Source organism: Pedobacter segetis (assembly GCF_016623585.1).
GTDB classification, from domain to species: domain Bacteria; phylum Bacteroidota; class Bacteroidia; order Sphingobacteriales; family Sphingobacteriaceae; genus Pseudopedobacter; species Pseudopedobacter segetis.
The window spans coordinates 18,051-44,196 of sequence record NZ_JAEHFY010000021.1 but is presented as its reverse complement, the minus strand read 5'-3'; the positions used below and the strand labels follow the sequence as shown (position 1 = coordinate 44,196).

The 26,146-nt window shown below is 38.6% G+C and carries 14 protein-coding genes; 9 read left to right on the top strand and 5 right to left on the bottom strand.

All coding sequences use genetic code 11. The features are described 5' to 3' along the window. Positions 1-42 precede the first annotated feature (42 nt). The 6 genes from I5M32_RS13935 to I5M32_RS13910 all read left to right on the top strand — a co-directional run bounded on the left by I5M32_RS13935 (position 43) and on the right by I5M32_RS13910 (position 12,767). Positions 43-3,093 carry a SusC/RagA family TonB-linked outer membrane protein gene (locus I5M32_RS13935; RefSeq protein WP_200587417.1) on the top strand — a complete coding sequence of 1,017 codons (3,051 nt, stop codon included), beginning with the start codon at positions 43-45 and terminating at the stop codon, positions 3,091-3,093. Positions 3,094-3,110: 17 nt separating this feature from the next. Then, complete coding sequence (locus tag I5M32_RS13930) at positions 3,111-5,024, top strand: RagB/SusD family nutrient uptake outer membrane protein (RefSeq protein ID WP_200587415.1); 1,914 nt, start codon at positions 3,111-3,113, stop codon at positions 5,022-5,024. Between the two features lie 109 nt (positions 5,025-5,133). Further along, positions 5,134-7,917: a SusC/RagA family TonB-linked outer membrane protein gene (locus I5M32_RS13925; protein WP_200587413.1), complete on the top strand. Its 2,784-nt coding sequence runs from the start codon at positions 5,134-5,136 to the stop codon at positions 7,915-7,917. Between the two features lie 25 nt (positions 7,918-7,942). Further along, positions 7,943-9,670, top strand: a complete 1,728-nt coding sequence (locus I5M32_RS13920) for a RagB/SusD family nutrient uptake outer membrane protein (RefSeq protein WP_200587411.1) — start codon at positions 7,943-7,945, stop codon at positions 9,668-9,670. A 20-nt stretch (positions 9,671-9,690) separates the two neighbouring features. Then, on the top strand, positions 9,691-10,599 hold the full coding sequence (locus I5M32_RS13915; RefSeq protein WP_200587409.1) for a BT_3987 domain-containing protein: 909 nt from the start codon (positions 9,691-9,693) through the stop codon (positions 10,597-10,599). A gap of 86 nt (positions 10,600-10,685) precedes the next feature. After that, positions 10,686-12,767: a sulfatase-like hydrolase/transferase gene (locus I5M32_RS13910; RefSeq protein WP_200587407.1), complete on the top strand. Its 2,082-nt coding sequence runs from the start codon at positions 10,686-10,688 to the stop codon at positions 12,765-12,767. Between the two features lie 135 nt (positions 12,768-12,902). On the opposite strand, the gene I5M32_RS13905 is transcribed toward I5M32_RS13910, so the two are convergent. The 3 genes from I5M32_RS13905 to I5M32_RS13895 are packed head-to-tail and all read right to left on the bottom strand — an operon-like array spanning position 12,903 to position 18,423. After that, positions 12,903-15,350 carry a glycosyl hydrolase 115 family protein gene (locus tag I5M32_RS13905; protein ID WP_200587405.1) on the bottom strand — a complete coding sequence of 816 codons (2,448 nt, stop codon included), beginning with the start codon at positions 15,348-15,350 and terminating at the stop codon, positions 12,903-12,905. A 44-nt stretch (positions 15,351-15,394) separates the two neighbouring features. Next, the gene (locus tag I5M32_RS13900) at positions 15,395-16,975 is read right to left on the bottom strand and encodes a sulfatase family protein (RefSeq protein WP_200587403.1); all 1,581 of its coding nucleotides are present in this window, start codon (positions 16,973-16,975) and stop codon (positions 15,395-15,397) included. A gap of 8 nt (positions 16,976-16,983) precedes the next feature. Then, complete coding sequence (locus tag I5M32_RS13895) at positions 16,984-18,423, bottom strand: hypothetical protein (protein ID WP_200587401.1); 1,440 nt, start codon at positions 18,421-18,423, stop codon at positions 16,984-16,986. Between the two features lie 508 nt (positions 18,424-18,931). Between I5M32_RS13895 and I5M32_RS13890 the strand changes: the two genes are divergently transcribed. From I5M32_RS13890 to I5M32_RS13880, 3 genes are all read left to right on the top strand, one after another. Then, complete coding sequence (locus tag I5M32_RS13890; RefSeq protein WP_234461964.1) at positions 18,932-20,374, top strand: PQQ-dependent sugar dehydrogenase; 1,443 nt, start codon at positions 18,932-18,934, stop codon at positions 20,372-20,374. A gap of 156 nt (positions 20,375-20,530) precedes the next feature. Then, positions 20,531-21,991 carry an arylsulfatase gene (locus I5M32_RS13885; protein WP_200587399.1) on the top strand — a complete coding sequence of 487 codons (1,461 nt, stop codon included), beginning with the start codon at positions 20,531-20,533 and terminating at the stop codon, positions 21,989-21,991. Between the two features lie 169 nt (positions 21,992-22,160). Beyond that, complete coding sequence (locus I5M32_RS13880; protein WP_200587397.1) at positions 22,161-23,582, top strand: sulfatase; 1,422 nt, start codon at positions 22,161-22,163, stop codon at positions 23,580-23,582. Positions 23,583-23,590: 8 nt separating this feature from the next. Here the strand turns inward: I5M32_RS13880 and I5M32_RS13875 are convergent, their stop codons facing one another. Beyond that, positions 23,591-25,063, bottom strand: coding sequence for an OmpP1/FadL family transporter (locus I5M32_RS13875; RefSeq protein WP_200587395.1), 1,473 nt, complete (start codon positions 25,061-25,063; stop codon positions 23,591-23,593). A 12-nt stretch (positions 25,064-25,075) separates the two neighbouring features. Further along, on the bottom strand, positions 25,076-26,062 hold the full coding sequence (locus I5M32_RS13870) for a hypothetical protein (RefSeq protein ID WP_200587393.1): 987 nt from the start codon (positions 26,060-26,062) through the stop codon (positions 25,076-25,078). Positions 26,063-26,146: the final 84 nt, after the last annotated feature.

Sequence of the window (26,146 nt, the reverse complement as noted above, 5' to 3'; positions counted from 1 at the left end):
AAACAAGACTGTATGAAGCAATTCAACTTATTTTTATTTTTAATGGTTTTTTCCTGTTGCGCCTTTTCCCAAACCTTGATAAAAGGTACCGTAAAAGATGCTTCTGGATTGCCGGTTCCGGGAGTGGGCATTTTTGAAAAAGGAAAGAAAAACGGAACAACCACAGATTTGAATGGAAAGTACCAAATCTCTGTTGCCAAGGATGCAACATTGGTGTTTTCTCTTGTAGGTTACACTAGCCAAGAGATAAAAGTTGCCGGGAAAACCATTATTGATGTCTCTATGGCAGAAGATATTAAGAGCCTGTCTGAAGTAGTGGTGGTAGGATACGGTACACAGAAGAAAGAAAGTGTACTTAGTGCCATCAACCAAATAGATGGTACTAAACTACTAGAAAGCGGATCGGCTAACTTAACCAATGCTTTAAACGGCGTTTCTCCGGGCTTAAACATTGTAGTTAGCTCTGGGCAGCCAGGCAGTGATGATGGTCAGATTTTCATCCGTGGTAATGCCAATCCGTTGATATTGGTAGATGGAGTAGAGATAGTTGGGGGTTTTTCAAATATTAACCCTCGCGATGTAGAATCTATCAGTACCTTAAAAGATGGTGCCGCAACAGCGGTTTACGGTATCCGTGGGGCTAATGGCGTTATCATCATCACTACCAAACGTGGTAAAATAGGTAAACCAAAGGTTAGCTTTAGTAGTGAAGTAGCTTTAAGGTCCCCAACTACGATTCCTAATCTTTTAGATGCTTATAATGCGCAAAGTGCGTTAAATGTTGGTATATTAAATGATCTGGCATTTAATTCTGGCTATTCTAGCGATGCCGATTTAGCCCATTGGAAAAGTGGCGATTTGCCTTACCAATATCCAAATACAGATTGGTTTGGTACGATGATCAAAAAATCGGCCCTTAGCCAAAACCAATCCATTGATGTGCGAGGCGGTACAAATTTTGTAAAATATTATGCGTCTGCCGGTTATCTTAAAGAAGGCGATGTTATAAACACCCAACAATTTTTTGATTACGACCCTAAATTTAAGTTTAGCAGGTATTCTTTTAGAGGGAATTTAGATTTTAACCTTACCAAATCTACCCAATTGCGTACCAGTGTAAGCAACCGTTATGAAGATGCCAGCCAGCCTAGGATTTCTGGGGGAAACACAAACAACTTAGGTAGGATCTTTGGAGGTTTATATACCTCGGCTCCTGGTGGGGTAGTGCCCTATTACCCGGCCGAAGTGCTAGCCCAATTTCCCGATCCACTTTACCCAGGTTTGGTAGAAGGAAGGTTTGGCTCAGGCTCTAATCCTTTTGCAGATATCAATACGCAAGGTGTAAACAGGAATTTTACCACGGTATTTAATCTTGATCTTGAGCTAGAACAAAAGCTGGATTTTTTAACAAAAGGCTTATCGGTTACGGGTAAATATAACTATACAAGTTTATACAATTCATCAGAAAGCATCGTATGGAATCAAATAACATCCCCACGTATAGATACCTATACGCTAAATAGAGACGGCACATGGTTTTCTTTTGAAGGCAGGAATTACGAGCGCCCTTTAACGCATATACGTCAAAGTGAGGGAATAAATAGTAACAATGAAATCGGTTACCAAAGGTTACAATTTAACTATGATAATAGTTTTGGCAAACACAATGTAACTGGTTTAGCTTTGGTAAGCCGTAACAAAAGACTTACCAATACCCAATTTCCTTTTTTTAACGAGGATTATGTAAGTCGTTTCACTTATAATTACGCCTATAAATACTTTTTTGAGGTAAGTGGTTCTTACAATGGCGATGAAACATTTGCCAGAGGATACCGCTTTAAATTTTTTCCTTCGGTAGCGGTTGGTTATAATCTGGCTCGCGAGAAATTCATTTCAGATAAATTTGCTGCGCTTAATAATTTTAAAATCAGGTATTCATACGGCCGTACCGGAGATAAATCTGGCTTAGGCAATAATCGTTACCAATACCTTAGCTTTTATGATTACCAAACACCCATAGAGCGCACAAGGTATTATTTTGGTGTAAATATCAACGATCCGCTTACCCTCATTGGCGTAGATCAATTGGGTAACCCAACCCTTACATGGGCAACTGTAACCAAGCAAAACTTAGGGATTGATTTTGGTTTGTTCGATGATAAAATATCAGGTACGATAGAGCTTTTTAAAGAGGGAAGAGATGGTTTGATCAGTAGAAGATTAGCGGATGTGCCGGGATATTTCGGAAGCTCTACACAGCTCCCGTTCTCTAATTTTGGGGCTTCTAAGAGCCACGGTATAGAACTAACTTTAAGTTACAGAAATAAAACCTCTTTTGGTTTAAACTACAACATAACCGGTTTTTACGCATTTAACGAGAACAGGATCTTGTTTAGCGCAGCAGACGGCCCGGGTACACCACAATATACACAAGTAGCCGGTAAGCCTGATGGGGTAACGCCGCTTTTAAAGGCTAGCGGTTATTTTCAAAATATTGATGAGCTGGTTAACTATCCTTATTCAGGCAGTGCCGGCCTAGGCGATTATCGCTATGTAGATTATAATGCCAATGGCTCTATTACGGGCGATCCAACACAAGATGAAGTAAGGTTTAATCTTCCCATAGCACCAAGCAATAGTTTCAGCCTCAACTTGGGTGGCTCTTATAAAGGCTGGTCGCTTAGCGCATTGGTAAGCGGGGTGGCAGGCCATAAAGGTTTAATTGATGCAGATTTAGCTTATGCCTTGCCAAGCGGAAATGCCGCTGGGCGATTTGAGCAATTAAACTACTGGACACCATCTAACCCAAATGCTGCTTACCCGGCATTACATACCTTAAGCAATCCAAATTTGGCTTCTCCTAGCACCGCTAGGATTATAGATTTGGATTACATCAAATTAAGGAGTTTAAGCTTAGGCTATGCTTTTGATCTAAAGAAATCCAAAACCTTGAGCAACTTAAGGCTATATGTAAGCGGTAATGATCTGCTTACTATTTCAAAGGTCAAGTTTGGTGATCCAGAGGGTAACTCTGCAGGGAGTATTTATCCGATAGTTAGAAGAGTAAATTTCGGAATTAACGTAGGCTTTTAATCTAAAATATATTTAAAATGAAAAAATATAATTATTTATACCTCTTTTTGGTCAGCTTCTTTCTTTTTGGCTGCGAAAAATATTTAGATAAGGTTCCAGAGTTTGATGGCCTTCAACAAAAAGATGTTTTCTCGGATATTCGATTGGCTAGAAACTTTTTAGATGGTGCATACACTAATCTATTGTCTGAAGTGAGTGCCCGCGATGGTGATTCTGACTGGTTGCCGGCAATGACTATGGGTGGCGAAGGTTACCCAGGAAGATTAGAGCTTAACGTACCAGAAACTTATAATTCTTACGCCCAAGGAGATTACATCACCTTAATCAACAGAAAACCGGGTGATTTACAAACGCCTTATTTTGTTGATCGCTATTTTGAGGGATGGAAAGGTATTAGAACGGTAAATAGTTTATTAGAAAATGTGGACCTGATCAAAAATTCAACACCAACGGATGTGGAAAGGCTAAAAGGACAGGCACATTTCTTAAGGGCATTTTTTTACCACCTGATAACCAAACGCCATGGAGGTGTAATTTATTTGAAAGAGAACCTGGACTTAAATGGATCATTGGATAGAAAACGCGAAAGCTATGCCAGCAATTTGGCAAACATGATCGCAGATTTAGATTTAGCCATCAATGAGCTTCCTATCACTTGGGAATCAGAAAATGTGGGCAGGCCTACTAAAGGTGCTGCTATGGCGTTAAAATCTCGTATCACTTTGTTTGCTGCTAGCCCTTTGGTTAATACAACAAATAGCCCAGGCCCTTGGGAAACAGCCGCTAAAGCAGCTGCAGATCTGATTAATTTTGCAAACACAAACGGCCTTTACCAATTAGTAAGTGCCAGTGGCGCAAACAGCATAAGCGTAGGGCATAATGGTGCAGATCTTAACCAACCAGAGTTAGATGCCCTAAAGCCATATAGAAATATCTTTATTGGGCAAGGAGTAAGTAAAGAAATCCCTCAAGAGGTAATTTTTATGGAACCCAATCAGCTATTTGATTATCCAAGCAATAAATTTATCAATCCTATACCACGTTTAAGCCTAACTACCGGTTTTGATATCCTTAAAGGAAACAACAGCCCAATGTGCATTGGTGCCTTGGCTAATTTTGTGTCGAAATTTGAAACCAAGAATGGCTTGGCCATTGAAGACGATGCAACCTATAACCCTCAAGAGCCTTTCATCAATAGAGACCCACGTTTTTATAGCGATATCTTATTTAATGGTGTAAACTTTAAACATACGGTAGGTGCCTTAAACGCAACGGGTGTTACCGATCTAGCCGTAGTTAACAAGCAAGGTAAATTAGGATTGGATTTGCATGATCCCGCTACACCTGCCAATCTACTATGGCGTGTGCGCAACCTAACAGGTTACATGGTACGTAAATGGTGCCCTAATGGTGCTTATTGGGAAAACGGTAATAAAGGTTCATGGGATTTTCATGTCAATAACAACCTGATGCGTATGTCAGAAATTTATTTGAATTATGCCGAAGCCGCCAATGAAGCCTATGGTCCAAACGGGAGTGCGCCAGGCCTAAGCATAACGGCATTACAAGCAGTTAACCTCATCAGAAATAGGGTTGGGATGCCCAATGTTAATGCCATGTACACAGGTTCAAAAGATCTGCTGAGAAAGAGGATAAAGAACGAGAGGGCTATAGAACTTTGTTTCGAGGGCTTTAGATATGACGATTTAAGGAGATGGAGAGACGCAAGTTTGCCAGAAAACGAGAAAGTGTATTTTTTAGAAATGAGATGGCAAGGAGCAGTAAGCGCAACTTACCCTACGGGTTTCAAATATGATGTAGTAGAAAAAGCAAACTTAGCAAAAACGTTTAATGAAAGAAATTACTGGTGGCCAATACCAAGTAGCGAACTTGTTGCCGCACCTAGTTTTTCACAAACACCGGGCTGGTAGTTTGATCACCTAACGATTTAATAAGAGCTAATTTAAAATGGCACAGGTGCGCATTTTTTAATGCTTATCTATTTACAGTTTAACCAATTAAACAAATAAAATTATACAGATGAAACAAACCATTACAGATATAAAAATTTATCTCTTCTGTTTACTTAATATAATACTTGTCGGATCTGTATCTGCCCAAACTGTTCCAATGGGTAATAACATAAAGACCGATACCACGGCAAATAAAAATTCAGACGAAATTTTATCCACACCCTTTGGGGTTTTTAATTTAAGCCAATCTACTGGCGCAGTTTTTAAGGTTTCTGGTAACGAACTTAGAAAAACCCCAGGGAACAGCTTAGCCGAAGCATTAAGGGGCCGGGTACCGGGTTTGAAGGTAACCAGAGGAAACAATACACCGGGCGAAGATGGAGGTTATACCTTTACCCTAAACGGTGGTACACCTTATGTGTTAATTGATGGGGAGCCACGTGGCCTTGAGGTAGATTTAAGAGAAGTAGAAGAAGTGTATGTTTTAAATGATGCCACCTTCAACTCTATGCTGGGCATTTTAGGAGATAACGGGCTTATTTACGTAGTTACTAAAGGAGAAAACGCATCCAAACCAATTGTAGAGGCCAATTATCAAAGAGGCTTAAACATAAGAACTCGTTTACCACAACTTTTATCTGCGGCAGATTACGCTACTGCGATTAATCAGGCAAGCAATAACGATGGTTTCGGGGATATTTATTCTCCAACGGCTATACAAGCTTATCGCGATGGATCTGATCCTATCAGATACCCGAACGTAAATTACCAGGATATGTTTCTAAAACAGTCCTCGCCCTCAAATTTTGCTTCCCTTAATGTTTATGGAGGCAAGGATAATGTGAAATACGGTGCTTTTTTAGGATACTCTGATTGGCAAGGGCTAGAGAAAATCGGTAAACAAATAAATGGGCATGACCTAACCTTCAGAACAAAAATAAGGACACGTATGAACGATTTGATCGAAGCCCATGCAAGTGTTTATGGAAAATTTGGACAAAACGATCGAGCTGTTTTAGCGCCCAATACAATGTTCAACTGGATTTCTACTACGCCAGCTAACGCGTTTCCATTACAAGTAGGAGACACCGCTTATGTTGTGAGCAATCAATATAATAATAACCTACTTTCAGAGCTTAAAGGAGGTGGAAAACATACAGATTATGATGCCCGTATGATCTTTGATTTTGGTGTTGATTTTGATTTTAAAGACTATGTAAAAGGTTTAAAATACACTACCTATGCCATGCTGAGGACCTTCAATTCCCAAACCTTATTGGCTGATAATACACCGGCTACTTATACGATTAACTATGTACCAGATGTAAACGGAAATGACTCACTTACGTTGAGGACATATAACACCGCCATTAGACAGTTAAATGTTTCTAGGTCAAGTTCTGGCATACAGCGTAATTTTGTTTACGGAGGGAATGTTAGCTACGTTAAAACCATCGGCCAAGGCGACTTAAACCTTAACCTTAACCATTTATTATACTTTCAGCCAACCAAAGCCTCGGGCCAGCCCGATGTAAGGCAGCTTACTTTTAATTTAAACGGATCTTATGCGCTCAAAAGAAAATATATCGTTTTCGGTAATGTAAACTCAAGTAGTAGCTCTAAGTTTATAGGTGCTAACCGCACTAGGTTTTTCCCTACCGGCGGGCTTGCCTGGGTTGTATCAAACGAAGATTTCCTTAAAAACAACAGTAGCATAAACTTTCTTAAATTTAGGACTTCTTATGGTGTAATAGGTACAGAATACGCTACCAGTAATTTTCTTTACCTTAACCAGTGGACAGGAGGTAATACCATTTATTATGGGATAGGTGGAAGCTCACCCGCTAATTCTGCCTATAGCCTTAGCCAAACCGCTAATTTAGGAATCAACTGGATTACCTATAACCAATTTTATGCCGGTGCAGAGCTTCGTATGTTTAACAGTTTTAACTTAAACATTAATTATTTCGATATTGCCATTAAAGGGCAAATTGCGCAGGCAAGCGAGCTTTACGCCGCTGCTTTGGGTAACAATGTTTACCTGCCTTATCTAAACTTTACCAACAGAAGAAATAAGGGGTTTAACGCAAATATCAGCTACAACAATAACAAAAACGAGTTTAAATATTATGTTGGTGTAAATGCCGGCTATAATAAAATTACTGGCGAGAGGATAGCAGAACTCCCTTACCCAGATCAATACAGGTTACAACAGGGCCAACCAGAAGATAATATCATTGGTTACGTAAGTGATGGTCTTTTTACCGCACAAAATATTGGGAGCGCCTTACCTCAATTTGGTGCGGTACAAATAGGCGATATCAAATACAAAGATCTAAACGGTGATAATAAGATTGATTCTAGGGATCAGAAAGCCATTGGTAACAACACCCCTCGTTTTAATTATGGGATAAACATCGGTGCAAATTTTAAAAACTTTAATATAGATGTGGTGGGTAATGGTTTGGCAGGCTATGACATTAACCTCAACAGAAACTATTATCAAAACTTTGGCTTAGGAAGTTATTTTGCCACCGTAAACCAAAACTTGTCAAATGGCAACGCCAACCCAAGGTTAGCGGTATTAAAAAGCAATAATAATTACATAAACTCAGATTATTGGCTTATAAAAGGCGACTATTTTAGAATCTCATTGTTAGAATTAGGCTATACCCTTTCTGATAAAGTAATAGCTAAAGGGCCTTTAAATAGCGTTAAGTTTTTTGTAAGGGGAAGTAATATTGCTCTTTTTAGCAAAATGAAAGACCTTGACCCAGAAGATTTAAACGCCGGGGTTTCAGAATATCCAATGATGAGGACATATACATTAGGTGCTTCACTAAGTTTTTAAAATAGTTAACATTAAATATAAACAGATGAAATTAACTTATATATTATTGCTTGCCGGTCTTTTTGCATTAGCTGGCTGTAGCGATTTTTTAGACGACCAAATTCAATACGTCCGCGAAAAGGATGTAACCAGTTATGATCAACGTTCAAGAGGTATCATAAATGATATTTACACAAGTTATTCTTTTGATTATTTCAGGGATTTTTCTTCAGAGTACCTTACGGATAACGGTGTTTCAAGTTCTGATGTTTCGGCATTGGCTAGTGGCTATTGGGGGCCAACCAGTAATCCATTTGAGTATGTTTGGCAACAATCATATAACAACATTCGTCAGGTTTATCAGTACATACAGCTTGTTCACGATAAAAACTTGCCATATTTAGAAAATCCGGCAGATTCATTGGAAAATGCAAGAACAATAGCTAGGTATTACGGTGAAGCTTTCTTTTTAAAGGCTTGGGCCGAGTGGAGATTACTGCAAATATACGGTGGCCCGTCCGCTACTGGCGAAATGTTGGGCTTTCCCATAGTAAATGGTATTTTAGAAAACGATGCTTATGCAAAATTGCCAAGAAATACCTACGATGAATGCGTGGAGCAAATAATGTCTGATCTAGATGTGGCCATTACAAACCTGCCGCTTGTTTATTCTGGGGCGGGTGCCAGCAACCCTGGATACAGCTCGGCCGAAACCGGCAGAGCAAGTGGTTTGGCGGCTTATGCACTTAAAGCTAAGGTGGCCCTTTATGCAGCCAGCCCAGCTTTTAACCCAACTAATGATCTAAACAAATGGAAAACCGCAGCAGCATTGGTTAAACAAGTTATAGATAAGAATGGGGGCTTAAAAAACCTGCAACCTTATGATTATACAAATGAGAACAACCCCGATCAAATTTGGAGATTGCGCAATGGCAGACAAAATAATTCTTTAGAGAAGAGGCTATATCCACCAACGCTTTACGGGCAGGGAGAAGTAAACCCATCAGAAAACCTGGTAGAGGCTTTTCCAGCCGCCAATGGTTATCCAATCAGCCTAGCGCAAAGCAACTATAACGCTGCAACCCCTTATAATTCAAGGGATAAAAGGTTTTATCGTTTTATTTTTTATAACGGTGATGCCTGTTATGATGGGCCAACTTGTACCTCGTACAAACCTTTACAGATATATCAAGGTGGCTTAGATAATTTTGGAGGCTTTATACCAGACGAAGGCACTAGAACAGGCTATTATCTTAAAAAGTTTTTGAATAATCTAAATTTCGATCCGGCAGCTATCAATGCTACCACCAACCTGCCTAAAGTTTATGTACAATTAGGTCTTGCCGATATGTATCTGATATATGCAGAAACGTTAAATGAAGCTTACGGGCAGCCAAGCGTTGTACCTGCGGGCTTTAGTTTTTCTGCCAAAGATGCGTTGGCAAAAATCAGAATCAGGGCGGGTTTTACTGTTGATCCTTACCTAACCACAATGGCCTCAAACCAGTCTGATTTTAGAACTTTGGTAAAAAACGAAAGGCGGTTAGAACTCTGTTTCTCTGGAGAAAGGTTTCACGATTTGAGAAGATGGAACAATATTACCAATACCGAAAACGTAAATGGAGTTAAGATAATCAAAAACCCAAATAACTCGCTTACTTATCAAAATATAGTAGTTGAAAAACGGGCTTACGAAGCCAAAAACAGTTATTTGCCTTTACCATATAGCGAATTACTGTTAAATAGCAATTTAAAACAAAATAAAGGATGGTAGCACAAAAAAGAATATATATCATGACTAAAAATAAATCAAAGGCCGCAGCGATCATGTTGTTGTTTGCCACTATTATCGGGATAACCTTTTCATCTTGTGCTTATAACGATTTTTTAGACAACCAGTTTACTTACACCTCAGTATATCTACCAAAGCCACAGATAGATAGAACTTTTATAGTTGGCGAGGGCATGAAGATAGGTGTGGGTGTGGTGCTTGGCGGCCGCCTAACCAACAAGGAAAACGTTGTGGTAGAATTCTCATTAGACGATGCGCTATTGAGCGGAGGAGCGTTTAGCCCATTGCCTGCAAACTATTACCAATTGGTAGATGCCCAAGGAAACCCTGCAAATAATAGGATTGTTATACCTGCAGGAAATGTACAGGGTTTTGTATATGTTAAGCCCGATTCTACCAAGTTCCTTTCAGATCCTCTATCTTTTAGCAGAAAGTATGCCTTAGGGTTTAAACTTACCAACGTGATAGGTGCCGATTCTATTTTGTCAAATTTAAAATCAACCGTGATTAGTTTTGGCTATACCAACCGCCTTGTGGGCAATTATTTCCAAAAGGGAAGTTTTGTTAAAACCACAGGTGCTAATTCAGAAACCATTAACTATTCTGGTGCTATAAATGATGCGATTGCGCTCTCTACAAACTCGCCCAAAACATTAATAGTTAACGGAGAAGCCCAGTTTAGGGACGCTAACCATAAGATGCAAATTACCATTGCAGATGATAATACAATTACCATACAGTCTGTTGCGGGTTCTGTTTCTGTTACGGATAATGGCGGTTCATCTTTTGACCCAGCAAAACATGAAATTAAACTTAATTACTCATTTACCGATAATGGGATAAACTATAAAGCTTCTGATATACTTCAATTTAGAAACAGAGTTATAGACGGCGTTAACCAAATTTACTAAATTACGGTTGGCAAAATTTTAAAAGATGTGTTGCTGGCCAAAAGCCGGCACCGCATCTTTTTTTTAATATCATAATCTCTACAAAAATGTTTAAAACAGCTCCTTTAATTTTATTGCTCGCCTCTACAGTAATAGCAAACGCACAAACTACCAAAACCTCAAAAGCAACACAAAAACCCAATATTATTTTTATCCTTACGGATGATTTAGGTTATGGCGATTTGGGTGTTTTTTACCAAAACCAGCTTGCTCTTGATCTTAAATCGGGTATTCCCAGGCAGTTTACACCAAACCTCGATAAAATGGCCGGGCAGGGAGCTTTGCTTTCTCAAAGTTATGCTGCTGCTCCTGTTTGTGCCCCTTCCAGAGCATCTATTATTTCGGGAAGAAGCCAGGGCGAAGTGAACGTTAGGGATAACCAGTTTGATAAAGCTTTAGAGAACAACTTAAACATGGCGGTAGCATTAAAGAAAAGCGGTTATACCACTGCGGCCATAGGAAAATGGGGCTTACAAGGAATTGCAGATGATGAACCAAACTGGTCTGCCCATCCCTTAAACCGTGGTTTCGATTACTATATGGGATATATTCGTCATAGCGATGGCCACGAACATTATCCTAAAGAAGGCCTATACCGTGGTAAAAAAAGAGTTTATGAGAACCGGATAGATATTACGGCAGGTTTGGATAAATGCTATACTACTGATTTATGGACAGCAGCCGCAAAACGTTGGATAGTAAAACATGAGAGAGGCGAGGATAAAAACAAACCTTTTTTCATGTATTTGGCCTATGATACCCCTCATGCGGTTCTAGAATTACCAACACAACCTTACCCAAGTGGTAAAGGTTTAAATGGCGGTATGCAATGGACGGGCAAGCCCGGTCAAATGATCAGCACAGCATCTGGTAAAATAGATTCATGGATATACCCAGATTATGCCAAAGCAACTTACGATGATGATGGCAATAAAGAAACCCCAGAAAAACCTTGGCCTAATGTTTATAAGCGGTACGCCACAGATGTACACCGTATTGATGAAGCAGTAGGTGATGTTTTGGCATTGCTAAAGGATTTAAAAATCGATGACAATACTATGGTGGTATTTACCTCGGATAACGGCCCTTCCATAGAGTCTTACTTGCCAAAGCAGGATATACAGCCAACATTCTTTAAAAGTTTTGGTCCTTTTGACGGTATCAAGCGTGATTGTTGGGAGGGAGGTTTACGTATGCCAACTATTGCAAGGTGGCCTGGGCAAATCCCGGCGGGCAATAATATCACTACCCCTAGTATTTCTTATGATTGGATGCCTACCTTTATAGATATGGCAGGTTCGCCAATTCCTGCAATTACTGATGGAGTATCTCTTGTCCCATCTTTAACAAAAAAGGGAGACCAACGACCTAGCAATATTTATATAGAATATTTTCAGAAAGATAAAACACCAAATTTCAAGGATTTTTTACCTGCACACCGCTCACGGGTAAGAAACCAGATGCAGGTATTACGTTTGGGTAATTTTGTTGGGGTAAGGTATGATATCAAAGAACAAAGCGATGATTTTGAGATTTACGATGTGGTAAATGATCCACAAGAAGGGAATAATCTGGCAAAAAATCCCGAAATGGCAGCTCTTCAACAAAAATTTAAAGATCTTGCACTACAATCCCGTATGCCAAACAGTACCGCCAATAGGCCCTATGATGATGAAATGGTGCCTTCACTTGCGGTAGTTGCGAAAGAAAAAGGATTATTATGGAAAGCTTATAACGGCGATTTTCCTTGGGTACCAGAAATGTTGGGTGTAAAACCAGATGCTTCCGGCGTTACAGCAGTTCCTGATGTATCCGTAATGGAAAACAAACAAGCCGGGAGTCTTTATTTTGATGGTTACATTAAAATCCCTGCAGAAGGCAGATATACCTTTTACGTCTCTGCAAATACCGGGGCAATATTAAAAATAAACAATGCCGTAGTAGTAGATGCCGATTTTGCCTACTTCCCAAATTCTGTTAAAAGTGGGAGTATTAATCTTGGTGCCGGTTTACATCGAGTTAGGTTATACACAACAAGCAACGGTTCTGGAAAACATGAAATCAGTTTGGAATGGAGTAAACCAGGCATGGCAAAAGAGACAATACCCGCATCGGTTTTTTACCATTAGAGTTAGTTGAGGATTATGGATAGTGATAGTAGGATTTGTACCGTATGCAGATTTTAAAGACTAAATCACCTTTTCTTTTCTATTAATTTTGATTTGATATTATTGGGGCGGATAATTGTGGTATAGGTTTACTGTTTAACTTTTAGGGATTTCATAATAAGCCGGGTAAGCTTTTGGATGGATGGCGATCTGATCTAAAACAATACCGGTATGGTTAACATAAATTCTCAAGGTTTTTTTGCCGGCCTTTTCAAAATTTGCGATATAGTTTACCTGTGCCGAGTTTCTGAGCACATTTGTTTTCCATTGCTCGCTTCTTCCCCGGGTATTGATCGTGAAATCTTTTACCGGATTTTCATCTACCTGTACACCAATCTTAAAGTCGAAATTGTTGGCATGGGTAGGTAAACAGCGTATGACTATTTCATATTTACCGGCTTTTTTTATTTCAAACTGATATTCGAGATAAGGTTTTTGATCATCAAACTTATGGTTTTTGAAAGGGAATAATGTTACGGTATTATCGCTGTAGCCCAAACCTTCAATTGTTTTCCAGCTAAATATGCCCGTTGCCGTTGATTTAGAAAACTGATTGGTCTGGATGGCAATAGGCTCTACATTCAAATTAGCTGAGCTTGTTTTTGTACTGTCTGTAAGTTTAAAGTCGGGCATTTCGTAAGCAGAAAGTCCACGTGGGTTCATCTGCATCATATTATTCCACTTTCCATTATTTAAACCATTATATTTTTCAGTGAGCGAAACAATGCCTTCATAAGCTTCTTTCGCTTTGTCTAAATCATTTTTATTGTTGCTTTGCAGGTACTTTTGATATTCCAGAAATTTAAAATTCATCATAGCCGATGCTTTAACAGGATATTCAACCAACTCAAAAAAAGCAGCTGATTTTTCAGGGTTTAAATGTCCTTTAATTCCGTCAACTTTTTCGCTTAATGCCTGATAAGCATCTATGCGGCGTTGCAGTTCGTTGTGGTTATAGCGGGTAAATTCACTGGCTTTTGTTTTGGTGTTGGGCTCCGTTTGGCTCCAGCCCATAAATTCTGGTTTGCGCAACATGGCCAGACGGTAATATTCTTCCATCACTTCGGCGGTTTCTTTTGCCTGCTGTTCTCCAAATTCGCGTTTTGCCCAATTTTTAAGATGGGCATTTATGGTGTTTTTTTGTATGCTGTTGATGTTCCAGGCCAAATCCATAAAAAATTCGATGTTGTATTCGGCAGGTTTAATATCGCCAACATTGGCTATCCAGATATCTTTTGCGCCGTTTTGGTAAGCCCGGCTCATTTCGTACCAAATCAATCCGGGTTGGGTGGTAGAAAGCCAAAGGTAATCATGCGGACGGCCCCAATAGCTCAAATGGTAATAAATCCCGCTTCCGCCATTTCGTTTTTGTTCTTGCTCATCACTTAAATGTCTGATGTAGCCATAATTATCATCCGTCCACATTAAAGTAATGTCATCCGGTATTTCTAACCCATTATTGTAAAGATCAAGCACTTCTTTATATGGGATAAAAACCTGTGGAATTTTATTGGCCGGTTGATGAAGCACATCGCTAAGCAACGTTCGCTGATCTTTTATGATCTGCTCTAGCATTGCCGTTTTTTCCTGATTGTTTTTCCCGCCTTCCATACCAGAATCATGGATGCCCCGCATGCCCATGGTGTAAATGTAATAGCCAGATTTAGCTTCTTCTACCCGTTGTTTCCAATACTGCTGCACCTTGTTTTTATTGGTAAAATAGTTGAAATCGCCATTTTTCTTTTCATCCCACTCATCCACATTGTTTCGCAACATGGGTTCGGCATGTGAAGTTCCCACATAAATATGGTATTTCTCGGCCATCTCATGGTTTCCCTTTACATTAAAAAATGAACGGGTTGATTTGTGCATGGCCGGCCAAATGCAGTTTGCTTTTAAGCGAAGCAACAGCTGAAAAATTTTTTCGTAAGTACGTGGGCCAATATCGCCAACTTCGGGTTCAAAGGTTTTGGCGGCCCAGGGTTGTAAGCCAAAATCTTCATCGTTTAAAAATATGCCCCTAAACTTTACCGAAGGGCTTTCCTGCCATCCTTCATCTGGTAAAATCAAATCTATTTTTTTCTGCTTCAGGGGTTTAACATCAGCCCACCACTGCCACGGCGAAACGCCAATTTCTTCGGCTATTTTAAAAATGGCGTAAACGGTTCCTCTTATATCACTGCCAGCAACCAATAAATTTTTGTTTTCTTGTTTAATCTGGAAGCTTTCCCATTTGCCGTTCAAAGCAGTTTTAGATTCTGGAGAAATAGATTTCATCAATCCATCATCAACAGTGCCGATAAATACGCCTTCATAGTTTTTTTGGTATTTATCCACGTAAGTGATTTTAACCTGTTTGCCCGAGATTTCTTTGATGTCTCCGGCCAAATCATTCAATGCCCATTTGATCAGTTTATCTGTATTTTTATCTACATAAAAATTTGCTGTTGAGTTAGCATTCGCCAGTTTAAATTTAATAGTTGAAGCGAATGAGCAAATGACAAAAAAGAAAAGGAAAGCGAGGAGGGCAATTTTTTTAATCATTTTTTGATGATGTTTAAACGGCTTTTTATCTTAATTTATCCAGATTAATTTTTATCCGGTTTAGGGAAATATCTCATATCCATATACCGCAGATAGCTGTCGAATATTTCCGGGTTTTTGGTGCCTACTCTGGGGTCTTTGGTTTTCCGCAGCTCGTTCAATAATTTTTGATATAAATTTTTAGCCACCGTAGTATAAGCGGTTTGGTTATACAGATTATGAATACAATCCGGGTCTGTTTTGATGTTGTACAGCTCAAACTCGGGCCTAAAATCAAAAGCCATGTTAAAGTAAGGGATAATTTGTGGCACTGCATGGTTTTCAATCAAATAGGTTTTGCTGGGAGAAGCATCCACATCAGCAAAAATTTCGCCCTCTGTGTATTTGCCATTTTTATCCAACGAGTACATATTTAATAAGCGGGTACTATCTTTTGCATCATAACTTTGCGGTGCACCTGCGGGCCAGCGGTTAGGTTTCATATTCCAGATCAATAAAAAACCCTTGTCCACAACTGCTCTTTGTGGATAGCCCCAGTTGAGGTAACGTGAGGAAGAATGCCTTTCTCTGGATGAAAACACCGTTTGTGCCGGTGCTTTTCCTTTTAACTGAGGAATCAAAGATTTGCCGGTAAGGGGCAACATGCCTTTATTGCTTACTCCAAAAAGCTCCAAAACGGTGGGCGCTATCTGCGTTAAGCTTACATTTTCGGTATATTTTTTTCCGTTAAACGGAGAGTTTTTGGCAAACTTTATGGCCAGCGGAACATGGATTCCGTACTCGTAACAATTGGCTTTGGTTCTTGGGAAAGGCATTCCGTTGTCTGATGTTACGATGATGATGGTATTGTCGTATTCGCCAATTTTTTTCAGGTAGGCAATCATCTCATCCAATTGATGATCAAACCATTCTATCTCCACGGCATAATCCAATAAATCTCCACGAATGACCTCATTATCTGGCAAAAAAGAGGGTACAATCACATCGCTCAACTTTTTACTATTGCGTTTCCACGATCCTTTTTCGTAGCCTCGGTGTGGTTCATGACTGCCGTACCAAAAGAAAAAAGGCTTGTTTTTATTCTTTCTATTTTTGATAAAATCCTGAAATGCGGCACTATAATTTGTATTGCTGATGCCTTTGGCCGGGAGAACATTTTTATTATCGAATTTAACCTCATAATCTGATGGGCCGGCGGCATTTCCCATTCTCCAAAGGCTGTCTTTTTCGTTTCTGGCATACTGAAAAGGGTCAACTCCTTTTCCGGTTCTGCCAATATCATAACCGGCTTTTTGCAATAGATCAACAAAAGGAATATACTTTTTGGGCCAGGAAGAGGCGTGTTGCCCTGCCTGTTCATTTTGCCAGGGATAGCGACCGGTAATAATTGCCCCTCTGGAAGGTGCACATCCCGGGGAAGCCACATAGGCGTTGGGGAAATAACAACCTTCTTTGGCTAAACGGTCAAAAGCGGGCGTATTTACAAAAGTACAGCCTGCATAAGAAGTATGTGCAAAAGATTGGTCATCGCTAATGGCGAAAAGAATATTGGGCTGCTGCGAAAATGCAGAAAAGCCCTGTGCAATGGTAAAAAATAAAATAAATGCCGACTTTTTAAACGTCATCAATCAAATTAATTTATAGTGTTAATAGTTATTTTTGTGAAAGAAGATGCTTTTAAAACCAGTTCTTTTTCTTTTATATCCACGGCTTTTAAGTTTTCTGTAATGATGATGCCCGGCTTAACAAATCGTTCAATCTTTAAATCTGCATTTTTAGAGGCCAAACCAAATATACCTAATTTAAGTGCCGAGTCTTTAACGGATTTATTTAGGAGGTAAAGATAGACTTTGCCTGCTTTCGGGTCTTTGGCACCAAAGCCGTAGATAGATTTTTCATTACAATCCAGGTATAGATAATCTTTTTGCAGCGCATCGGCATATAGCGTAAATATTTTGCTGATGGGGTTTAACTGCAAGATTTGTGTTCCTTCCGCATTGGTATCAAACACCCGGGATAGGCGTTCGCCCGCGTTTAAATTCCAATAACAGGTTTGGTAAACATCGTTTTTAAACATTTCCATCAGGTAATCGGCGGCCACCATGGCATAATCGAATTTGTTTCCGCCATCTATGGTGCCTAAGCCCCATTCGTTAAAGCTAATTTTAACATCTTTGTTGGCCTTGCGCATTTCGTCTTTAAAACGTTGTATGTACATACCCAATCTTCCATCGTACAAAGGTGTCTCTTGTTGCCATTGTGGTACGGTATGCCCGGTTTTTAACCCCCAAATTACGCCCCATTTTTCGTGGAATTCCAATACGTTTAAATGTTTGGAGTTTTTAGCAATGTATAGCGCTTCCTCAAACCGGTTCTTTTTAAGCGGGCCAAATTTCCAATCGCCAATAATGGTAATGTTTGGGTCAACGCTTTTTAATACCTCGGCGTAAGCATCAATATCTTTGGTGTATTCTTTATAGGAGATGCCTTTGGCATAACCTTCATTGCCGATGTACCAAAATTTTACATGGTAATTTTTTTGTTTGCAATAGGTAATCAGGCGTTTGGCTTCGTCTAAAGATTCGGCAACCCTGTTGTATTGCCGTCCCGATTTGATGTTTACGCCTACCATTGGATCTGCGTTTACTTTACGGCAAAAAGCGATGTACTCGTCTAAATCCATAAACTTTTCGCCCGAGCGTTTTTCGCCGTTATAATTCGGGTCCCAGCTATCATTGCTAAACGGGATACCGGTTAAATGATCCCAATGGTAAAACTGTACCACCGTTCCTCCGGGCCATCTGATGGTGCCTGTTTTGCTATCACGCATAAATTGGCTTATCCGTTCATCGGCATATAAAGAATCCGGCTCATTGGCATAAACAAAATGTTGCCCGGTTAAGTATTTAGAAATTTTCCATTGAGGTTTATCCGCATTTACTAAGGCGTAAGGAACAGAATCTACAAATTGATTTCTGCCGGTAATAAATTTGGCTTCGGGTTCTTCTTGTGAGAAGGCTATGGAAGGATATATCGCTACTAATAATAGGATAAAGCGTAATTCTTTTTTCATGGAAATTATTTATATAAAAAATTAAAAATATAGTGTTTTCTGATGCAATAATTGTTGGTTATTAAAGAAATTAGCCTGAAAGCTAGTTTATAATTTGAAGTACAAAATTCATACAAAAAAGAGCAATAAAAAAAGTCAAATTCGTTTTTTAACAGGGGAGAATTAATTAAAACGCTTTGATTACTTCTTTTTTTGTTTTTTTTAAGTCTGCTTAATAATAGGGCAAGAAGTTTAAAAATTTAAAATGGGTACAAGGACAAAATATTATCATCTGAAAATAAAGTATAGCAGATGCAGAGTTAAGTTTAGCAAAGTTTTGAGATAACCAAATTCGGCATATTTACGAAAATGCCCATCAAGTTTTATCGATCTCTGCACCTGTATTTATATTAACATTTTATAGCTTTGGTTAATTGAAGTTAAGCATTCCAAGTAATTTATTAGTTATTATTTTTGTCAGATACTTACATTTCAATATAAGCCTTAAATAAAAATTTGCATCTAAATCATGATAAAAATACTAAGTATAACCTTTACCGGCATTGCTTTAATGGCAATGTTAAAGGGGCCAGATAAAGTAAATAAAAGTTATTTACCCATAAAAAAAACCGAATCTTTAATTGATAATAAAGAAGCAGCAGCAAATTACAAAAATTATTGTAGCGGTTGCCATGGAGAAAAAATGGATGCTTTTGTGGATCGGAAGTGGAAATACGGAAACGGAAGAGAAGATTTGTTCAAAGCTATAAAGAACGGCTATCCAGATGATGGAATGCCTTCTTTTTCCAAAACTTTTACAGATAAGCAAATCTTTAATCTGTCTGATTATATTTTAACAGGCATTGAAAATATTAAAAAATATACAAATGACGATAAGCCAAAATCTAATATATTCAAAACTAAGCATTTAACAGTTAGACTTGATACCGTTTACGCAAAAGGAGAGGTGCCTTGGTCTATGGCTTTTTTACCAGATGGGGGCTTTTTGGTAACAGATCGGGCGGGAACGCTTAATAGGGTATCAAAAAATAAAGAAGTAACCGAGATAAAGGGCGTTCCACCCGTTAGGGTTAAAGGGCAGGGCGGTCTTCTAGATGTTGTTTTACATCCCGATTTTGCTAAAAACAATCTCTTATATCTTTCTTACTCCAAATTTAAAGAAGAGGATAAAAAAACTTATGCCACAACAGCAATAATGCAATGCCGTTTGGTGGGGGATGAACTTGTAGATCAAAAAGATATTTTTGTGGCATTGCCTTATGCAACAACAGCACACCATTTTGGGGGGCGGATGGCATTTGGGGCAGATGGATATTTATATTTTTCTGTAGGTACCCGTGGTGATGAAACAGGAAGCCCACAAAATTTAATTGATAACAGTTTGGGTAAAATTCACCGTATTAAGGCCGATGGCAGTATTCCCTCAGATAACCCTTTTGTAAACGATAAAAATGTGGTGCCGTCTATTTACACTTTCGGGCACAGAAATCCACAAGGTTTAGCCCTAAATCCTAAGGATAATACCATTTGGGAGCATGAACATGGGCCTCGTGGTGGCGATGAACTAAATATTATTGGTGCTAAAAAGAATTATGGATGGTCAATTGTGTCTTACGGGATTAATTACGATGGTACAACTTTTACCAACAAAACAGAACAAGAAGGTATTGAACCACCTATAAAATATTGGATACCATCCATAGCCCCAAGTGGTATGGCATTCGTAAACACAAAAATTTACAAGGGTTGGGAAGATAACTTAATGATCGGTTCTTTACGTTTCGAGTATCTTGATAGATGCGTGTTAAAAAATAATAAAGTAGTAGAAGAGGAAATATTGTTCAAAAATATTGGCAGGGTTAGGGATATAAGGCTTGCGCCCGATGGATACCTTTACATGGCGGTAGAAAATCCGGGTAGGGTTTATAAAATTGTACCAGTAGGGAAATAAATCTGAACGCTTAAAAACGAGATTTCAATTATAATCGAAAAATAGATCATTCTAAATGATGATATTATAAAATTAGAATCTCAAGCAACGTTAAATTTTAATAAAGGCTTGCTTGTTTTTGATAAAATAACAAAAGCACATTAAAAAAATAAACTCATGAAAAAACTAACTTTAATATTTCTATTCTCCTTTTACGTTCTCAATGGCATTGCCCAAAACAAACCCAATATAGTTTATATTTTGTGCGATGATATGGGCTATGGTGATTTAAGCTGCTATGGGCAAAAAGATTTTGCCACACCTACCATAGATAGTATCGCAAAAAGCGGAATGCGTTTTACACAACATTATGCGGGTAGCCCAGTTTGCGCCCCTTCAAGAGCATCATTAATGACCGGTCGCGACCCTGCGCATTGCCGCGTTAGAGGGAATTACGAAGTTGGCCCTGATGGGTTTGGAGCTGGTTTAGAACTTCTACCTAGCGATGTTACCTTGGGTGAAGTAGCAAAAATGGCTGGTTACCATACTGCGGTAATAGGTAAATGGGGCATGGGTATGGAAGAATCTACCGGCGCACCAAATAAGCAAGGTTTTGATCTAATGTACGGCTTTTTAAACCAAGCACATGCACATTATCAATTCCCTGATTATTTATGGCGAAACAATAAGAAAGAATACATAAAAGAAAATAGCGGTGGCAAAAACGGAGCTTTTTCAAACGATATTTTTACCAAAGAAGCTATTAAATATGTGAGCGAACAAAAAAAAGGGAAACCTTTTTTCCTTTATTTAGCCTATGTTACGCCTCATGCAGAAATGATTGTACCTGATGATTCTATCTTTAGAAGTTTTGTTGGTAAATTTCCAGAAATCCCTTTTACAAAGGGGAAGCAGGGTACCAACGGAGAAAATGATTTTGGTGCTTATCGTAGTCAAAAATATCCTGCGGCAGCTTACGCAGCTATGGTAGTAAGGATTGATAGGGATGTTGCCAAGGTAATAGCACAACTTAAAAAACAGGGCCTAGATAAAAACACGGTAATCATGTTTAGCAGTGATAATGGGTCGCATAAAGAAGGTGGCTCAAACCCAGCCTATCATAAAAGTAATGGAGATCTGCGTGGTGCAAAAAGAGATGTTTACGAAGGCGGAATAAGAGAGCCTTTTATAGTAAGCTGGCCAGGTGTTGTGAAACCGGGGCAAGTAAGCAATCAAATCTCTGCTTTTTGGGATATTATGCCCACCTTTGCCGATATTTTTGGTGTTGATCTAAAAAAAGAAAAAGTAGTTACCGATGGCTTTTCTTTGATGCCCACTTTAACGGATAATACATCGGCACAAAAACAGCACCCGTTTTTGTATTGGGAATTTCATGAGAACAAAACCTCTGATCAAGCGGTTAGAAAAGGAGATTGGAAAGCTGTACGCCACGATCCTGATGCAAAAGGTGTAGAACTTTATAATTTGAAAACTGATATTTCCGAAAGTAAAGATGTGAGCTCAAAATATCCTCAAATTGCAGCAGATTTAAAACATATCATGGATACTGCCCGCACCCCAAATCCTTATTTCCCTTTAAAAAGAAGCAGCGATTTAAAAATTAATAAACCCAATTAGGTTAACGTTTTTTATTCTTATCATATTAAAAACAAATATGATATTAGAAATAATGGGCTAAAATTATTGTTTGCGTTATTTGATATTTTAAAAAAAAACCATGATCTTTAAAAGAAAGTTTTTGCAGTAGCAATTTAGAGACCAAACACCACTTATTTAAAAATTATAGATGAAGAAGATTATTATTGTTTTGATGGTTTTTTTTAGCGCTACAGCAGTTGGTGCGCAAACTAAGAAGCCTAACATAGTAGTGATATTTGCCGATGATCTTGGTTATAAAGATTGCGGCTATACCGGGAGTTCATTTATAGAGACACCTAATATCGATGCTTTGGCAAAAGCAGGGATGGTGTTTAACAATGCTTACGCAGGTGCTGGAAACTGCGCACCAAGCAGAGCATGCTTGATCAGCGGACTTTATACCCCACGGCATGGTGTGTTTGCGGTTGGGAGTACATCACGTGGGCCTGTTAAAGAGATGAAAGTTGTACCTGTTGATAATACCAAAAGTTTAGCGCCATCATTCGTAACCGTGGCTGAGGCATTGAAAGACGAGGGTTATCAAACAGCTATTTTTGGTAAATGGCATTTGGGTACCACGGCGCAAACCAGCCCATTGGCTCAAGGTTTTGATGTTTACATAGATGCTAGAAAATCTAACCCCAATAAAAAATGGAACATCCCAGATGATCCTAAAGGGATGTTTACCTTAACCACGGAAGCTATTAATTACATGAAAGCACATAAAGATGATGACAAACCATTTTTTGCTTATCTGGCTCATCATGCAATACATAGCATTCAAGAAGCCAGACCAGCAACACTTGAGAAATATAAGGCCAAAGGACTGGATAAAAACAAAGCTTTATATGCCGCCTGTACATCAGATTTTGATGAAACGGTAGGTACCGTAATTAAGTTTCTAAAACAATCTGGATTAGATAAAAACACACTTGTGATTTTCAGCAGTGATAATGGTGCAATAAATGAATCTCCGCAAGAACCTTTGAGGGGAAACAAAGGCTGTTATTATGAGGGGGGAATACGCGAGCCTTTTATAGCTTATTGGCCAGATAAAATTAAAGCCGGTACTCTCAATAGCACACCTATCATCAACTTAGATTTTTATCCAACCTTTTTGGCTTTAGCCGATGCGAAACCTAAAAAATTAGACGGAGAAAACCTACTGCCGTTATTTATGGGAAAAAGCGAGACAACAACCAGAAAAGCAATTTTCTGGCACTTTCCTGGCTATTTGAACAAACCGGTAATTCGTGGCCGTGATGATATTTTCCGTTCAAGACCAGTATCTGTTATCCGTAAGGGCGATTGGAAACTGATGTTATACTATGAAGAATGGATAAACAATGGCGGTATCAAAAACATAGCTCACAACAATGCAGTTGAGCTTTACAATTTGAAAGATGATATTGGCGAAAGAGACAATTTGGCCAATAAAAACCCAAAAATGCGAGACGAGCTTTTAAAAGATTTATTGGCATGGTTAAAACATACTAAAGCACCTTTGCCCACAAAAATTACGGCAACTAATAAACCCGTACAAGGTAGTATAAACGATAATGAGGAATAAGCACCAAACTAAAATCTTACTCCAAATGTCAAAGAAACGTTATTCCTTTTTGTGGTAATATTGGCAAGCGGTGCGTTGCCCCCTGTTAACTGATAATTATTGTAAGAAAGCGGATTCTTGCTATTGATATATGCCAAATCAAGATAATATGTACCAAATCTATAACCAAAACCGGCAGAATAAGAGTTAATGGTATAATCTTTATTGTTTAAATTTTTGTATGGGTTTGCTTGCGATTGAAAACCCGCCCTTAATAAAAGATTATCGGTAACCCTCAACTCACCTCCCAAACTGTAGTTAATTACATTTTTATATTCGGTTTTTATTTCTTTATTAGACTTAAAATCTTGGTTAGAGTCAGAAGAGCTAAAATTTATGGTAGAAAAATCCTCGTAACCTATATCGGCGCTCAAAAATCCGTTCTTCCCGAAGAAATAAGCTAAACCCCCGTTCACTTTTAAAGGGGTTCTTAATTTATACTCGAAAGGGTAGTTAACGGTTCCTTCAATTGGATCTATATTATTGTACAAGGTTTCAGAATAATTATCGGTTACGCTAAACCAAGTTGGAGACTCTAAAGAAACACCAAGCCTAAGCTCATTAGTTGGGCGCAAAATTGCTCCCAATTTTAAATTGATGCCTGTTCCCTGAGTGTCAAAATTACGGGTATAATCTACATTATAATTAAAATCATTTGTGGTGTTGGGCTGTCTATATAAACCGGTTTCATTGGTAGTCTCAATAGAGCTATATCTAAATGAAGCTAACCCTATGGCTGCTCCTAAAAAAAGTTTATTGCTAATGTTTGCTCCCAAAGAAAAATCTACGCTAGAGTTGCCCCCGGTTCTATTTACGGTTTGTAATTGGTCAGATTTAATAGAAGTAATGGCAGCGTAATTGGTGCTGCTTCCGTCTTCGTTTATTAAAAAAGAATCGTAAGCGGCACCATTCACGTTGTTTAAATTATTTTGCGGACGGTTTTCTGCAGAGGCTGTTTGGGCAAAAAAATCGCCTAAGCCATTGGCGTTGGTTTTACCGCCATAATTAAAATCATTCCTAAAGCTTCCTCTTTTTTGATAACCTATTCCAAAAGAAAGGCTAACCAAACCTTTATCTAGATCTTTTGATTTATAGGTTTTGGTATTAAAAACAACCCCAACATTGTTCAAATCTAGATTACTGCTTGTATTGTTAGTGCTATTGCCAGAAAGGTTAGAAATACTGATATCGTTATTTCTTAACTTTAAACTTGGAGTTAAACTAAATTCAGATTTTGAAAACATCCCTAAACCGGCGGGGTTTCCATATAAAGAGCTTAAATCTCCGCCAATAGCAGTTTTGGAACCGCCCAAGGCATCAAATCTTGCAGTATTACTATTTTGAAACTGTGAAAACCTTAAGGCATCCTCTGTATATTGGGCATAGGATGTTTTGGCAGCTATTACTATAAAAGCCACCGATAATATTTTTTTAAATCTCATTTAAAACAGTTTTTAATTTCCTCCTCTTGTAGGCCTTGGTGATGAATTGCCACCGCCGCCAGATGATGACCTGCCATTATCAGAGGAAGATGATGGTGGTGGAGAAGAAGGCCTTTCTACTCTTTCTGGTCTGCTGCTTGGTTCAGAAGATCTAGAATTATCTGTACTCCTTGTAGGAGCGGAAGTTGGTCTGGTTGGTCTATTACTAGGTTGAGACGTTGATCCACCAGATCTAGAATCTGAAGAAGAACCCCCTCTTGTAGGCCTAGAAACAGGGTTATAAGTTCCGTTTCCTCTGCTATCTACTGTTCTACCACCGTTGTTAGGATTATAAGAATCAGGTCTCGTGGTTGTAGAAGGAGGTATAGGGATTGTTCTGCCTGCCGGTCTGTCATTATCATAACTACCTCTTGGGCGAGGGCTTAAATTTTTAACAACTCCGTTTCCGTTGTAAGGGTATCCATAATAACCGCTTCCACCGTAATAATTCCCATATCCCCCAAAATAACCTGGTTGATAGTAAGAGTAAATACCCCAATATGGAGAATTGCCATAATAAGAACCATAATAATTCCAACCGTTGGTAAAATAACTATTGTTCCAACCATAATTAAAATAATTGTTATAGCCCAGTCCTATGCTCCAACCGTTATTGAAACCCAAATAATTAGGGTCAAAATAGGGGTCATATCCGAATAAATTTTGTTGATAATACCTGTCCCTCCAAGTATAATTATTCAAATCATAATTAAACCTAGAGTTATACCCATAACCGTCATAATAATAATCATCATTACGGTCATAACCATTTTTATCGTTATAATACCCCTCCTTATAATTTTTTTCTGGTGCGGCAGCATAATTTATTTTATTTGCCGTAACATCAGAAAAATAAACATCATCATTGTTTTGCGAGGCTAACTTACTTGTAGAACAAGCACTTAAAAAAGAAGCTAAAAATAAAGAAGCTAAAATTAAAGGTTGATATTTACTTTTCATGGCTATTAGGTTTTATGGGCTTTCAGCTTTAATCCATTAAATTTATAACTTTGAGCCTGTTAAAATATATTGATATAAAAATAC

Coding starts and splice junctions, on each gene's coding strand:
- I5M32_RS13935 (WP_200587417.1), top strand. CDS start 43: ATGGTTTTTTCCTGTTGCGCCTTTTCCCAAACCTTGATAAAAGGTACC.
- I5M32_RS13930 (WP_200587415.1), top strand. CDS start 3,111: ATGAAAAAATATAATTATTTATACCTCTTTTTGGTCAGCTTCTTTCTT.
- I5M32_RS13925 (WP_200587413.1), top strand. CDS start 5,134: ATGAAACAAACCATTACAGATATAAAAATTTATCTCTTCTGTTTACTT.
- I5M32_RS13920 (WP_200587411.1), top strand. CDS start 7,943: ATGAAATTAACTTATATATTATTGCTTGCCGGTCTTTTTGCATTAGCT.
- I5M32_RS13915 (WP_200587409.1), top strand. CDS start 9,691: ATGACTAAAAATAAATCAAAGGCCGCAGCGATCATGTTGTTGTTTGCC.
- I5M32_RS13910 (WP_200587407.1), top strand. CDS start 10,686: ATGTTTAAAACAGCTCCTTTAATTTTATTGCTCGCCTCTACAGTAATA.
- I5M32_RS13905 (WP_200587405.1), bottom strand. CDS start 15,350: ATGATTAAAAAAATTGCCCTCCTCGCTTTCCTTTTCTTTTTTGTCATT.
- I5M32_RS13900 (WP_200587403.1), bottom strand. CDS start 16,975: ATGACGTTTAAAAAGTCGGCATTTATTTTATTTTTTACCATTGCACAG.
- I5M32_RS13895 (WP_200587401.1), bottom strand. CDS start 18,423: ATGAAAAAAGAATTACGCTTTATCCTATTATTAGTAGCGATATATCCT.
- I5M32_RS13890 (WP_234461964.1), top strand. CDS start 18,932: ATGATAAAAATACTAAGTATAACCTTTACCGGCATTGCTTTAATGGCA.
- I5M32_RS13885 (WP_200587399.1), top strand. CDS start 20,531: ATGAAAAAACTAACTTTAATATTTCTATTCTCCTTTTACGTTCTCAAT.
- I5M32_RS13880 (WP_200587397.1), top strand. CDS start 22,161: ATGAAGAAGATTATTATTGTTTTGATGGTTTTTTTTAGCGCTACAGCA.
- I5M32_RS13875 (WP_200587395.1), bottom strand. CDS start 25,063: ATGAGATTTAAAAAAATATTATCGGTGGCTTTTATAGTAATAGCTGCC.
- I5M32_RS13870 (WP_200587393.1), bottom strand. CDS start 26,062: ATGAAAAGTAAATATCAACCTTTAATTTTAGCTTCTTTATTTTTAGCT.